A 12,519-nucleotide genomic window follows, 5' to 3' on the forward strand; every position below is an offset into this window, starting at 1 on the left:
ATAGCCTGCCGGGCCCGGATCGGCCAAAACGAGTTGGCTTCCGCCAGTATTCGGCCGTCAGTTCAGTCGGCTCCGCCAGATGCTGGTCTTGACTGAACTGGTGTACGTCCCGTGCACATTTGGCGTACCTGGCTTCCGCCGAACCGGCTTTACAGCGGCTCCGACTGAACTCACGTCACACATGCCCAGCCGCGGGGATGAGCAGGAGGTACACCAGGCCCAGCAGCGCGGCCCGCGCCAATGTCCCATTCCCAAGAGCAGGCCAGCTTCCGGGAGACACGTTCACGTCCACGTGGCAGAAGCGAGCACCCCCGCACCCACCAAGCCTGCGTCGGAACCCAACTCGGCCGACACCACCCGCAGGTCGGCCAGGAACGCCAAGCCCGCGTAATCGGCCAGCGCCGCCCGCAACGGATCGAACAGCGTCGGGCCTGCCTTCGCGACGCCGCCGCCGATGACCACCAGATCGAGATCGCAGACCGCCGCGGTCGACGCGATCATCGCCGCCAGCGCCGTCGTGCCACGGCGCAATGCCGCGACCGCGACCGGATCGCCGGCACCCGCCGCCACCGCGAGTTCCTTTGCATCCGCACCGGCCCAACCCTGTTCGCGCGCCCAGCGCGTCATCGAAGGTCCGGAAGCCACCGTCTCCACGCATCCACGGCCCCCGCACGGACAGTGCTGCCCGTCGAGCTCGATCACCGTGTGCCCGACGTGCCCCGCGTTACCGGTGCGCCCGTCGTACGGGGCACCGTCGAGCACCAGCCCCCCGCCGATCCCGGTCGACACCACCATGCCGAGCACGAACTGCGCGCCGCGGCCCGCACCGAAGCGGTGCTCGGCGACCGCCATACACAGTCCGTCCCCACCGAGACGCACCGGCAGCCCGGTCAGTTCCGCGACCCGCGCCACGATCGGAAACCCGCGCCACACCGCGATATTCACCGGGCTGATGGTGCCCGCACCCAAATCCACCGGGCCCGCCGAGGAGATACCGACCGCATCGGCGGTGCCGGCGGCCAGGGTCTCGGTGATCAGCCGCGCCGTCGCCTGCCAGGCATCCTCGGCCGAGGTCTGCGGTGTCGGCACCTGCGCCCGGTGGGTCAGGGTCACGCCATCGGCCAACGCGGCGGCGATCTTGGTGCCGCCGATATCGAGTGCGAGGACCGTCATCAGTGGCGGTGGGTGTTGTCGGGTTGGCGGGGATCGCCGGGATGCTCGTATCCGGGTTCCAGGACGACGAGCTCGGCGCACCGGGCGTCGAGCCACTGCCGGAACGCCCGCCGCCGGGCCGCCGCCCGCAGATGTTCGGCGATCGACAAGTACGCCTCGTCCAGGGTCAGCCGATCGTTGCGTCGCGATGCGAACCGGCCCGGGTTGCGCCGGTGGTAGTCGGCGATCTCGATGTCGGTGACGTCCACAGTCGCGGTGACCGTCGCGTAGGCGGCCCGCCCCGCCGGGGTGCTCAGCACGGCGGCGGCCACGCTGCCGATCTCCAGCCGGGCGGTCATGTCCGGGAGCACCTCGGCCAGTGTCGGCACGATGCGATCGCCGGCGGGCTCCAGGGCGGCGACGGTTTCGGCCACCAGCAGCTGGGTCAGCCAGCGCCGCAGCTGACGCCCCTCGCTGGTACCGGCCCTGGGCAGCGCGGCAGCCGAATTACCTTCGCGCAGAACTCTTTCCCGCTCGTCGACCGCGGCGACCGAGATCGCGACACCGGCCACCCGCGCCGCGATCACGTGACCTCCACCGATACCGCCGGCGAGTAGACCAACCGGCCGGCCGCGGCCACCCGGACCAGCGCCCACCAACGCCCGGGCGCCAACCACGGCGGCGGCGTCACGTCGAAGTTCAACGTCACCATGCCGCCCGCCGGCAGATCGACGCCGGTGACGGCAGGGCCCAGCCACTCCCAGGTCCCCCACGGGCTGATCAGGTGCGCCTCGACGGTCAGGTCGGCGTGCGCGTCGGTGCCGACGGTGACACTGAGCCGACCATGCCGGCCGCGGTGCACCTGCACCGCCGACGGACCGGCGATCAGGCGCAGCAGTTGCACGCCCGCGGGTTCGCCCACGGTGACGGTGCAGACGTCCTCGACCACCTGCCGCCAGGACGCCGGCAACCCGCGGCCGCCGGTCAACGCGAGTTCCACCCGCACCGGGTACAGTCCCGGGGCAGCGGTCGCGGGCACGGCGACGCTGACGTCGGCGTCCAAGTACTCGCCCGGAGGCAGGACGAAGGCCACCTCGCCGGGGTCGATCGTCCAATCCGCTGGGGCGATCAGCCGCACCCGGCCGCGCAGCGCGGCATCGGTGCAGTCACTGGCGGCGGTCAGCCGCAACGTCATCGCCGATCCGGGCTCGGCCCGCGTCTGGTGCGGGTGCAGGTGCGCGACGGCGGGCAGCCCGCCCAGCGGGGCAGGCCCGCGGTTGTGCAGCCAGTACCGCGCGTAGACCGGTTGCGCCACTTCCGCTTCCGGACCCAGCATGGCATTGTCGGCGTTCAGGATCTGCACCGCGTCCAGGTGCGCCAGCAGGGTCGCGATCTGGTAGCCGTGCAGAGTGTCACCCGCGACGTCGGTGCTGTTCTCCAGCAGGTCGGCGTCGGTCACGTCGGACACCGCGCACAGGCCGGATCGGACCACGAACGACGTTTGCCTGCCATGGGTTTCGACCAGACGAAGCGCCACCGCAGCGGGGTCCACGGCCGCGACGCTGCCGGCGGCCATCGGATTGCCCGCGGCCTTCAATGCACCGAGTTGCACCCCGGCGGCGTCCACGTCGAGCAGCGCACCGCGGCCGGGCAGGGTGTCCATACCGGCCCGCCGGTTGACGATCGCCAGCAAAGGATGTCCGAATTCACTGCTGCACAGCGGAATCTCGCAATCGCGCCAATCCCCCGGCCCGGCTACCAACGCATAGTCGAAGATATGCGTCCAGTGCTGCAGACCGAAGTTCGAGCCGTCGGGCGCGGTGCGCCGCGGTGGGTCGATCCAGGTGCCCGAGGGCCATCCGGTGCACGACCGCATCAGCGAGGTGTGCAGCGTGCCGTCCGGTTCGACGGCGAAGCCGGGCACCCCCCGGTTGAGCAACGCGACCGTCGCCGGTTCGAAGATCTCCAACCCGGCCGGCGCCTGCTGGTGCACGGTGACCTCGGCGTCGGCGAGATCCTCGACCAGGGCCGCGAACCCGCCGACGACAATGAGCACCGGCAGCGCGCGGGCGCCGCGCAGATCTGCACCGGGCACCCATTCCTGGCTCAGCGGCGCCGTCGCAGGCACCCATACCCGGGCCGCGCCGGTACCTGCCAGCTGGCGCTCCAACTCGGCTCGGTGTTCCGGCGAGCTCTCCAAAACCTCTGCAGTAAAGGCATTTTCGTCGGGACCGCCGAGCACGATGCGCGCGTCGGGCAGGTTGGAGTCCACCGACAGGTCGCCGTAGCGCGGCCGGGCGGCCGCGCTACAGGTTGCGGTGACACCCGCGCGCACCAGCGCGACCATCAGGTCGGTGGCGTCGAAGTCCTCGTCGGGTGTCACCACCTCGGCAACCGACACCGCCCGCACCCCGGCGTCGATGCGGATCCGCAAGGTGGACGACAGCCCGAACCAGCCGTAGGCCGGATTGTCCAGGGTGCAGGGGTACTGCGCGGAGTCGACGGCCGTGTCACCGGCGTGGAACAGGCCGAAACCCCGGCCGATCACCGCGTCGCCGACCTCGCTGACCGGCATGGCACCGGGCACCGGGCACGGCCAGCGCAGCCGCAACAGTTTGTCGGAGCCGGTGAATTCATCGATGACGGTGCGACATTCGACCCGCGGCACGCCATACCACAGGGTGATGGTCTGGGTGTAACTCAGCACATCGTCGATATGCCCGCTGACCACCACCCGCTCCCCCAGCGGGCAACGCCAGACCTGTACCGCCGCCGAATGTTCCGACGAGCAGGTCACCGGCCCGCGGGGCAGCAGATGCCAGGGGCCCTCACCGGCTTTCGGGTGTGCCGGGTACTCGTCGTAGACGGCGAGTTCGTTGCCGACCCGTCCGTCGGCGATGAGCTCGCGGCCATCGGCGGTCAGTGACACCACCGCACCACCCCGGTCGGGGTCGACGGTCAGCGCATACCGGTCGGAGCCGATGCTGACCCCGTCGTGCGGTTCCCAGCGGGAGCCGCGCCCACTGTCATCCCATCGGTAGCCCTGCCAGCCCAACGAGCCCACCTCGCGGGCCAGCCAGGTCACGGTGTGATCCTCGATCAGCGTCGGCAAGCTGTTGCCGTCCAGGTCCCGCACCACCCCGCTGAACTGCTCGTCGAGGTGCGCGGTCACGATATCGGTACGACTGTGCGCCAACGGGTTCCACACCACGACGGGTGCGGCGACGGCACCGCTGAGCAGGCGCAGGGCATTGTCGCGGGTGCCCCGGCCGATCTCCCAGGCGTCGCGCCAGCCGGTCAGCAGGTCCAGGTACACCTGATCGGATTCCGATCCGGTGATGGCGTCGTGGTGGGCCCCGTAGGCCAGCTGCACCCACGCCTTGGCCAGCGCGGCCTGCGGATAGCTGGCGCGACCCAGGATGCCGGCGAACACCGCGAACCGCTCGGCCTGCAGCACCGCGTTCTCGGCGGCCCGGTTGGCCTGTTTGGTGTCGATGTAGGAGACGTCCTTGCCGGTGTAGATCGGGTTCATGTCCCGGGTCTGTACCGATGCCCGGCGCCCTCCCGCGGTGAGCTCGGCCCGCACGGCGGCGAAGAACTCGCGCGGCAGTGCGCAGACGAACCGCGGCCAGGTGTAGCGGGCGTTCCAGTCGCGGTGGATCTCGGTGACCCACTTGTTCGGCGGCGTGTAGTCGGTGCCCACCGGCAGCAGCACGTTACGGGTCAATGCGACCTTCTTGAGCCCGGCGAACAGCTCATAGGTCTGCGCCTGCGCCTGCGCGAGCGTCGGCGCGGAGTCCATCCACCAGCCACCGGCATAGTGCGCCGGCATGTAGTGGGTCAACAGCCCGCGTCCGGACGGAGCGGTCCAGGAGAACTCGCTGGCGAACTGCATGCGTTCGGGGTCCCCGTGATCGGCCATCGGGCCCCACTGGTGATGTGGGCCCCGCGCCCACGAGCTCGAGGTCAGCCCGGCGTCGGCGGCCATACCCGGGAATTGCGGGTCGTGTCCGAAGACGTCGAGCTGCCATGCGGTGGCGGGGTCACCGCCCAGGATGTCTCGTTGAAAGCCGACGCCCGCCACGAAGTTCCGGATCGCGGTCTCGGGGCTGGTGAGGTTGGTGTTGGGCTCGTTGTAGGTGCCGCCCATGATCTCGACGCGCCCCTGTGCGATCAGCCTGCGCAGGTCGTCGCGCTCCTCGGGGTGGGTGTCCCAGAACGGTTTCAAGTAGTCGACCTCGGCGAGCACGAACTTATACTCGGGCACCCGGCGCGCCATCTCCAGGTGTGCGGTGACGAGGTCGAATCCGTTGGTCTGCCGACAGGCGCCGGGCGGATCCTCGCTCCAGACGCTGGTGTAGGCGGCCTGGGTGTTCCACCACACCGGGTCGTAGTGGAAGTGGCTGATCATGTACATCGTCCAGCCGGGTTCGGCGACGACGAACCCGAACGTGGTGTCACCGATGCGCGCCTCCCGGCGCTGGCCCGGCACACCGTCCTCGACGTACACCGGGATCTCGACGAAGTCCTCGCCGGGCTGGGCGACGGCCTCACCGTGGATGCCGTATCCGCTCACCCGCACGGGTGTCGGCACCGCGCATCCCTTGTAGTGGGCGCGGACCAGTTGCAACGGGGCATCCGGTGGCCCGACGAACAGCTCCGTCGACTCCGCTGCCGTCACGCGCATGGAGGCACCCTACGTTCGCACCTGCCCCAGTGTCCGCCGAAACCCGCGTACCCGGGTTCGCGGCGGCGGCGCAATCACCCCGGGTACTCGGGTTTCGCCGCCTCAGCGCGCGGCCGCGCGCTGCAGCCGCTCGGCCGCGGTGCGCACTGCCTCGGCCACCTCGGCCGGTTCCAGCACCTCGAAGTCACAGCCCGGCATGGCCAGGTACAGCGCCATGACCTGTGCGTCGTCGGCGCCGGTGGTCATGATGCAGGCGCCCGGACCGTCCTCTTCGATCTGCACCGAGGCCGACGAGAACGTCTGCGCCACAACCTCCTTGGCGGCGAAGTAACGCACCCGCGCCACGTAACGGTACGGCGAACTGGTGATGGCACGCTGCACATACTCAGCGGCGTCCGGGGCCGGGCGAGGCACAAACGTGCTGCCTTGAGCGCGCACCTGCGACATCCTGTCCAGCCGCAGGCTGCGCCAATCCTGTTTGTCGCGGTCGAAACACAGCAGGTACCAGCGTCGGCCGGTGGTGACCAGCTGATACGGCTCCAACCGGCGCGCGGTGGCGTTGCCGCGGATATCGGTGTATCCGCTGGTGACGTGTTCGTGGTCGCGACAGGCGCGGGCCAGGGTCATCAGCACCTCGGGGTCGACCGGGACGTCGCGGTTGGTCGGGGTCAGCGTCACCGTCGTGTCGTGGACGGCGGCGACCTGGGACCGCAACCGTGCCGGCATCACCTGGTCGAGCTTGGACAGCGCCCGCAGCGCCGACTCCCCCACCCCGGCCACACTGCCGCCGGCGGCCAGCCGCAGGCAGACGGCCATCGCGACGGCCTCATCGGGGTCGAGCAGCAGCGGTGGCAGCGCCGCCCCGGCACCCAGCTGGTAGCCGCCACCGTGGCCCTTGCTGGCGTGCACCGGATAGCCCAGCTCTCGTAGTCGGTCCACATCGCGGCGGACACTGCGGGTCGTGACCTCGAGGCGTTCGGCCAGCTCCTCGGAGGTCCACACCCGGCGCGATTGCAGCAGGCCGAGCAGCTGCAGAACCCGTGCGGTACTCATGTCCACCATCTTGCCCAATTCATAGGACCGAAACTGTCCTATATGGGTGTCAAGCTTCAGCCATGAACACCGAACTCCTGGCCGACCAGCTGGATTTCCACTGGGAACACCAGCTGCGGCCGCGCCTACAGGGACTGTCCGATGACGAGTACTTCTGGCAGCCGGTGCCTGACTGCTGGACGGTCCATCCCGATGGCGGGGTCGATTTCAGCTATCCCCCGCCGCAGCCCGAGCCGTTCACCACGATCGCATGGCGGCTGGCGCACGTGATCATCGGCGTGCTGGCTATGCGCAGCCACTCGCACTTCGGTGGGCCGGCGGCCTCCTATGAGACCTGGCCGTACGCCACCGACGCGGCGACCGCGCTCAAGCAGCTCGACGAGGAAAAGGACCGTTGGACCGCCGGAGTGCGCGGTCTGTCCGATGCGGATCTGGACAGACCGTGCGGCCCCGCCGAGGGACCGTATGCCGAGCACCCGATGTCCGTCCTGGTACTGCACATCAACCGCGAAGTCATCCACCATGGCGCCGAAATCTCTTTGATACGAGACCTCTACACCCACATGAAGGAGAACTGACATGCCCGCAATGCCCCCTCCCATCGCCGACGAACGCGCCGGACTCAAGGAGTACGTCGCCGCCCAGCAGTACGCGTTCAAGGCGATCGCCTTTGGGCTCACCGATGAGCAGGCCCGGTCCGCGCCGTCGGTGAGCACACTGTCCATCGGCGGGCTGATCAAGCACGTCACGCTGTGCCAGGCCGGCTGGATGGAGCGGGTGGCTGCGGCGCCGGAGCTGACCGAGAGCGACACCCGGCCCATGGAGGAGCAGGCCGCCGATTACGGGGACGAGTTCGTGATGCGTCCCGACGAAACGCTGGCCGATATCTTGGCGGCCTTCGACGAGCAGAACGCCGAGACCATCCGGCTGATCGAGGAGTCGGATCTCGGTGCGGCCGTGCCGGTTCCGCCGGGTGTTCCGTGGTTCCCGAAGGATATCGGGGCGTGGTCGGTGCGCTGGGTGATCTTCCACATGATCGAGGAACTGGCCCGGCATGCCGGCCAGGGCGACATCATCCGGGAGAGCATCGACGGCGCGACGCTCTACGAACTGCTGGCCGGGCTGGAGGACTGGGAGCCGACCCCGTGGCTGACCCCGTGGGGTAAGGAGCCGGTCGCCTGATTACGTCTGCCGAAACTCGCGTACCCGGGGTGATCCGGGCCCTCGGGTACGCGAGTTTCGCGCAAAAGTGGGGGGTCGCAAAAAGGGGTACGAAAGCCTGCGTCAGCGGAAGAAGGCCAGCGCGTAGTCCACGACGACGTCCAGGTCCTCGCCCAGCGCCCCGGACAGCCACTGTTGGGCCAACTCGGCCATCGCGCCGGTGTACATCGCCGCACCGACCCGGGTGGCCACCGGATCCGACCCCGGATGCAGCCGCGCCCCCTCGGCCAACACCGCGGCCAGCAGCTGATCCTGCAGCGCGGCCCTGCGTGACGTCAGCACCGGGTTGGCACGGGCATCGGTGAACAGCACCCGACCCCGGCGCGGGTCCGTCGAGCTGAAACCGAGCACCGCGGCGACACCGGCCCGCGTCCGCGCGGTGACCGAGTCACCGGCACCGACCAGCGCCGCGTCCACGAACTCCCCCAGCTCACCGGCCACTCGGTCGAACAGGGCACCCAGCAGTTCCCCGACGCCGGCGAAGCTCTCGTAGAAGTAACGGGTGTTCAGCCCGCACTCGCGGCACACCGAGCGCACCGACAACGCGGCCTCACCGCCGGCACCGAACAGTGTGAACGCGGCGTCCACCAACAACGCCCGACGCTCCACACGCCGGTCGGTCAGTGCGACACCCGCCCACCGAGTCATCGAACAAGACTAAATCTGGTCACGGTCGTATCCAAAATGTAGTCTGGTTACAGCCGTGACCAGAAAGGGGCGCGCCCGTGGACATGCCGCACCAGGCGCTCGAGCAGATGCTGCAGCGCAAGTTCGACCGAGATATCCGCAAGCACTACTTCAAGGGCCTGGAGTTCGCCGGCCCGGCGGGTGATCCCGGCTGGTTCGGCCCCGGCAGCGCGGTCTGGCACGTGCACTCACATACCGAGGCGCTGATCTTCGGCCTGCAGTGCGCGGCGTACATCGAACGTCTGGACCCGTCCATCTACTGGATGGGCATGCACCATTCCCGCCTGGTGCAGCGCGACGACCAGGGTGTCGCAAAACCCGTCATCGACCCCAAGGGTGCGGCGACCCGACTCGGCCATTCCATCGCGTTTTTCATCGGCACCGCCTACGGCAACACCGAGACCGCCGAGCGGGTGTCCAAGACCGTGCGCGCCATGCACCACACCATCAAGGGCACCCGCCCCGACGGCGCCACTTATGACGCCGACGACCCCGAATGGCTGCGCTGGAACTACGCCACCGTGGTGTGGGGACTGGCCACCGCGCACGAGCTCTATCACCCGAATCCGTTACGCGGCAAGAAACTCGACCGCTACTACGGCGAGTTCATCCGGGTCGGCCATGCGCTCGGCGGCACCGACCTACCGACTACCAAACAAGAGACGCTGGACTGCCTGCACTCCTATCTGCCCCGGCTCGCGCTGACCCACGGCGCCGCGATGGCCACCGGCCCGAATCTGCCGATGCCCCAGAGCGCGGTGGACTGGGCCATCCGCGACACCATGCCCAAGTGGGCCAAGCAGCTCATCGGCCATACCGATCCGAACCCGATCGAACGCGCCGCCCGCCGCGCCGTGGTCTGGTCGATCATCAACGGCCTGCACACCGCAGCCGGGACCGGTATCGAGTTCAAACAGGCACAGGAGCGCACCGCGAACGGCACCACATCACCACATACCGAGCCCCAGTACGTGCTCGGCAGCGATCCGGAGCTCAGTCGCGACGAAATCGAACATGCCTTCGCGTGAGGCAGCGCATTTTGGCGGTACCGCGGGTTTTGAGACACTGACCAGATGAGTTCGCAACACCGAGAGGGAGCCCGACTCGATCGGGTGCCGTTGCCGGTGGAGGCCGCCCGCGTCGGCGCCACGGGCTGGCAGGTCGGCCGCACCGGCGCCCGCGTGGCGGGCAAGCTGCTTGGCAAGGGTTCGCTGCAGCAGAAGGTCATCAGGCAGATCCCGCAGACCTTCGCCGACCTGGGCCCCACGTACGTGAAGTTCGGGCAGATCATCGCCTCCTCCCCCGGCGCGTTCGGCGAGCACCTGAGCCGCGAGTTCCGCGGGCTACTGGACCGGGTGCCGCCCGCCGACGCGCAGGCCGTGCACAAGCTGTTCAAGGAAGAACTGGGCGACGAACCACAGAACCTGTTCAAGTCCTTCGACGAGAAACCGTTCGCGTCGGCCTCGATCGCCCAGGTGCATTACGCGACGCTGCACAGCGGCGAGGAGGTCGTCGTCAAGATCCAGCGCCCGGGCATCCGCCGCCGGGTCGCCGCCGATCTGCAGATCCTCAAGCGTGGCGCCAAGCTGGTCGAGTTCGCCAAGCTCGGCCAGCGCCTGAGCGCCCAGGACGTGGTCGCCGATTTCGCCGACAACCTGGCCGAGGAACTGGACTTCCGGCTGGAGGCACAGTCCATGGACGCCTGGGTGGCGCACATGCACGCGTCCCCGCTGGGCGAGAACATCCGCGTCGCGCAGGTCTACTGGGACCTGACCAGCGAGCGGGTGCTCACCATGGAACGCATCCAGGGCACCCGCATCGACGATGTCGCGGCCATCCGCAAACAGGGATTCGACGGTGAACAGCTGGTCAAGGCGCTGCTGTTCAGTGTGTTCGAGGGCGGGCTGCGCCACGGCCTGTTCCACGGTGACCTGCACGCCGGCAACCTGTACGTCGACGACGCCGGCAAGATCGTGTTCTTCGATTTCGGCATCATGGGCCGCATCGATCCGCGGACCCGCTGGCTGCTGCGTGAGTTGGTCTACGCGCTGCTGGTCAAGAAGGACCATGCGGCCGCGGGCAAGATCGTGGTGCTGATGGGAGCGGTCGGCACCGTGAAACCGGAGGCACAGGCGGCCAAGGACCTGGAGAAGTTCGCCACCCCGCTGACCATGTCCTCGCTGGGCGACATGAGCTACGCCGAAATCGGTAAGCAGCTGTCCACCCTGGCCGACGCCTATGACGTCAAGCTGCCGCGCGAGCTGGTGCTGATCGGCAAGCAGTTCCTCTATGTCGAGCGTTACATGAAGTTGCTGGCCCCGCACTGGCAGATGATGAGCGACCCACAGTTGACGGGCTACTTCGCGAACTTCATGGTCGAGGTCAGCCGCGAACACAGCTCCGATCTGGATCCCTAGCAGCTACCAGGAGTCAGTCTGGTTGGGCTGAGGTGCAACCTGGCTCACACCAGGTAGCGGATTTTCAATAATCCCCTCCCCCGGTGCAGACAAGTTCGCGGATCGCCATCTTGGCTGACGTCAGGTAGACGGGCGTTCAGTCCGCACTGAAAGCTGTTCCGACGAAGTGAGATTGGAGATCGCAGACAACCTTGTCGGATTCCTGCCGCAACGAGACGTCGCCGTCTGCATTGACACGGACAGCGCCGAACCGGTCTTCGAGATACTGACGCGCCCGCAGGCGCACAGCGGTGAGATCGCCCGGCATGCAGGCGAATATATAACCTAGGAAGTGGCAGTGAACTGGAGGTCAGACATGGAGATCCGCACCGGATCCGCACGTTCGGGTGAGTTGGACATCGTCTACGAGGACATGGGCAACCCGGGCGATCCGCCGGTGCTGCTGATCATGGGCCTGGGCGCTCAACTTCTGCTGTGGCGCAAGGGTTTCTGCGAAAAGCTGGTGGACCAGGGGCTGCGCGTCATCCGATTCGACAACCGCGACGTCGGATTGTCCTCCAAGCTACCGCACACCCGCAGCGGCGCGGCGCTGCCCACCCGGATGGCGCGCTCGTTCATCGGCGCCAAGAGCCCGGCCGGCTACACCCTCGAGGACATGGCCGACGATGCCGCCGCACTGCTGGACCACCTGGGCATCGACAAATCGCATATCGTCGGCGGTTCGATGGGCGGGATGATCGCGCAGGTGTTCGCCGCTCGGCATTCCGCCCGCACCCGGTCGCTCGGGGTCATCTTCTCCAGTAACAACCAGGCCCTGCTCCCGCCGCCGGCACCCAAGCAGTTGCTGGCACTGCTGACCAAACCGGCCGACACCACCCGCGACGGCATCATCGCCAACGGTGTACGGGTATCGAAGATCATCGGCAGCCCGGGCTACCCGGTGCCCGAGGAACGGATGCGCGCCGACGCGGCGGAGTTCTACGACCGCTCCTACTATCCAGCCGGGGTCGGCAGGCAGTTCGCCGCCATCCTCGGCAGCGGCAGCCTGCGCGCATATGACCGGCAGATCACCGCGCCGACGGTGGTCATCCACGGCAAGGCCGACAAGCTGATGCGCCCCTCCGGTGGCCGCGCCATCGCCCGGGCGATCCCCGGAGCAAGGTTGGTGCTGTTCAACGGCATGGGTCATGAGCTGCCTGAACCGCTGTGGGATGACATCATCGGCGAACTCAAGACGAATTTCTCGGTCTGAGTCGGGCCGTTCCCAGGCTCGCGGCGTAGAGTCGCCGCACAAGCCGGGTC

Annotated in this window: 11 protein-coding genes; 5 read left to right on the top strand and 6 right to left on the bottom strand. The window is 68.3% G+C overall.

The window, feature by feature from the left end:
• Window positions 1-282 precede the first annotated feature (282 nt).
• The 4 genes from ACLBYA_RS03790 to ACLBYA_RS03805 form a co-directional block, all read right to left on the bottom strand.
• Window positions 283-1,173 carry an ROK family protein gene (locus tag ACLBYA_RS03790; RefSeq protein ID WP_447708025.1) on the bottom strand — a complete coding sequence of 297 codons (891 nt, stop codon included), beginning with the start codon at window positions 1,171-1,173 and terminating at the stop codon, window positions 283-285.
• Window positions 1,173-1,739, bottom strand: a complete 567-nt coding sequence (locus ACLBYA_RS03795) for a DUF7158 domain-containing protein (RefSeq protein ID WP_447708026.1) — start codon at window positions 1,737-1,739, stop codon at window positions 1,173-1,175. Before ACLBYA_RS03795 ends, ACLBYA_RS03790 begins: the two co-directional genes overlap by 1 nt.
• Window positions 1,736-5,839: a glycoside hydrolase family 38 N-terminal domain-containing protein gene (locus tag ACLBYA_RS03800; protein ID WP_447708027.1), complete on the bottom strand. Its 4,104-nt coding sequence runs from the start codon at window positions 5,837-5,839 to the stop codon at window positions 1,736-1,738. The genes ACLBYA_RS03795 and ACLBYA_RS03800 overlap by 4 nt, the downstream gene beginning before the upstream one ends.
• Window positions 5,840-5,941: 102 nt before the next feature.
• A complete protein-coding gene (locus ACLBYA_RS03805) occupies window positions 5,942-6,892 on the bottom strand; it encodes a helix-turn-helix transcriptional regulator (RefSeq protein ID WP_447708028.1) in 951 nt (316 codons plus the stop codon).
• A 62-nt stretch (window positions 6,893-6,954) separates the two neighbouring features.
• Between ACLBYA_RS03805 and ACLBYA_RS03810 the strand changes: the two genes are divergently transcribed.
• Both ACLBYA_RS03810 and ACLBYA_RS03815 read left to right on the top strand, forming a co-directional pair.
• On the top strand, window positions 6,955-7,470 hold the full coding sequence (locus ACLBYA_RS03810) for a DinB family protein (RefSeq protein WP_447708029.1): 516 nt from the start codon (window positions 6,955-6,957) through the stop codon (window positions 7,468-7,470).
• 1 nt (window position 7,471) lies between these two features.
• Window positions 7,472-8,074: a DinB family protein gene (locus ACLBYA_RS03815; RefSeq protein ID WP_447708030.1), complete on the top strand. Its 603-nt coding sequence runs from the start codon at window positions 7,472-7,474 to the stop codon at window positions 8,072-8,074.
• A 102-nt stretch (window positions 8,075-8,176) separates the two neighbouring features.
• On the opposite strand, the gene ACLBYA_RS03820 is transcribed toward ACLBYA_RS03815, so the two are convergent.
• Window positions 8,177-8,761: a TetR/AcrR family transcriptional regulator gene (locus ACLBYA_RS03820; protein WP_447708031.1), complete on the bottom strand. Its 585-nt coding sequence runs from the start codon at window positions 8,759-8,761 to the stop codon at window positions 8,177-8,179.
• A 77-nt stretch (window positions 8,762-8,838) separates the two neighbouring features.
• On the opposite strand from ACLBYA_RS03820, the gene ACLBYA_RS03825 reads away from it, so the two are divergent.
• Window positions 8,839-9,828: an oxygenase MpaB family protein gene (locus ACLBYA_RS03825; RefSeq protein ID WP_447708032.1), complete on the top strand. Its 990-nt coding sequence runs from the start codon at window positions 8,839-8,841 to the stop codon at window positions 9,826-9,828.
• 45 nt (window positions 9,829-9,873) lie between these two features.
• A complete protein-coding gene (locus tag ACLBYA_RS03830) occupies window positions 9,874-11,217 on the top strand; it encodes an ABC1 kinase family protein (RefSeq protein WP_447708033.1) in 1,344 nt (447 codons plus the stop codon).
• A gap of 136 nt (window positions 11,218-11,353) precedes the next feature.
• Here the strand turns inward: ACLBYA_RS03830 and ACLBYA_RS03835 are convergent, their stop codons facing one another.
• Window positions 11,354-11,524 (bottom strand): hypothetical protein, encoded by a 171-nt coding sequence (locus ACLBYA_RS03835; RefSeq protein WP_447708034.1) that lies wholly within the window; start codon window positions 11,522-11,524, stop codon window positions 11,354-11,356.
• A gap of 48 nt (window positions 11,525-11,572) precedes the next feature.
• Between ACLBYA_RS03835 and ACLBYA_RS03840 the strand changes: the two genes are divergently transcribed.
• On the top strand, window positions 11,573-12,469 hold the full coding sequence (locus ACLBYA_RS03840; protein ID WP_447708035.1) for an alpha/beta fold hydrolase: 897 nt from the start codon (window positions 11,573-11,575) through the stop codon (window positions 12,467-12,469).
• Window positions 12,470-12,519 lie beyond the last annotated feature (50 nt).

It is taken from the genome of Mycobacterium sp. C31M (genome assembly GCF_053345865.1).

Coding starts and splice junctions, on each gene's coding strand:
- ACLBYA_RS03820 (WP_447708031.1), bottom strand. CDS start 8,761: ATGACTCGGTGGGCGGGTGTCGCACTGACCGACCGGCGTGTGGAGCGT.
- ACLBYA_RS03835 (WP_447708034.1), bottom strand. CDS start 11,524: ATGCCGGGCGATCTCACCGCTGTGCGCCTGCGGGCGCGTCAGTATCTC.
- ACLBYA_RS03800 (WP_447708027.1), bottom strand. CDS start 5,839: ATGCGCGTGACGGCAGCGGAGTCGACGGAGCTGTTCGTCGGGCCACCG.
- ACLBYA_RS03790 (WP_447708025.1), bottom strand. CDS start 1,173: ATGACGGTCCTCGCACTCGATATCGGCGGCACCAAGATCGCCGCCGCG.
- ACLBYA_RS03830 (WP_447708033.1), top strand. CDS start 9,874: ATGAGTTCGCAACACCGAGAGGGAGCCCGACTCGATCGGGTGCCGTTG.
- ACLBYA_RS03805 (WP_447708028.1), bottom strand. CDS start 6,892: ATGAGTACCGCACGGGTTCTGCAGCTGCTCGGCCTGCTGCAATCGCGC.
- ACLBYA_RS03840 (WP_447708035.1), top strand. CDS start 11,573: ATGGAGATCCGCACCGGATCCGCACGTTCGGGTGAGTTGGACATCGTC.
- ACLBYA_RS03815 (WP_447708030.1), top strand. CDS start 7,472: ATGCCCGCAATGCCCCCTCCCATCGCCGACGAACGCGCCGGACTCAAG.
- ACLBYA_RS03810 (WP_447708029.1), top strand. CDS start 6,955: ATGAACACCGAACTCCTGGCCGACCAGCTGGATTTCCACTGGGAACAC.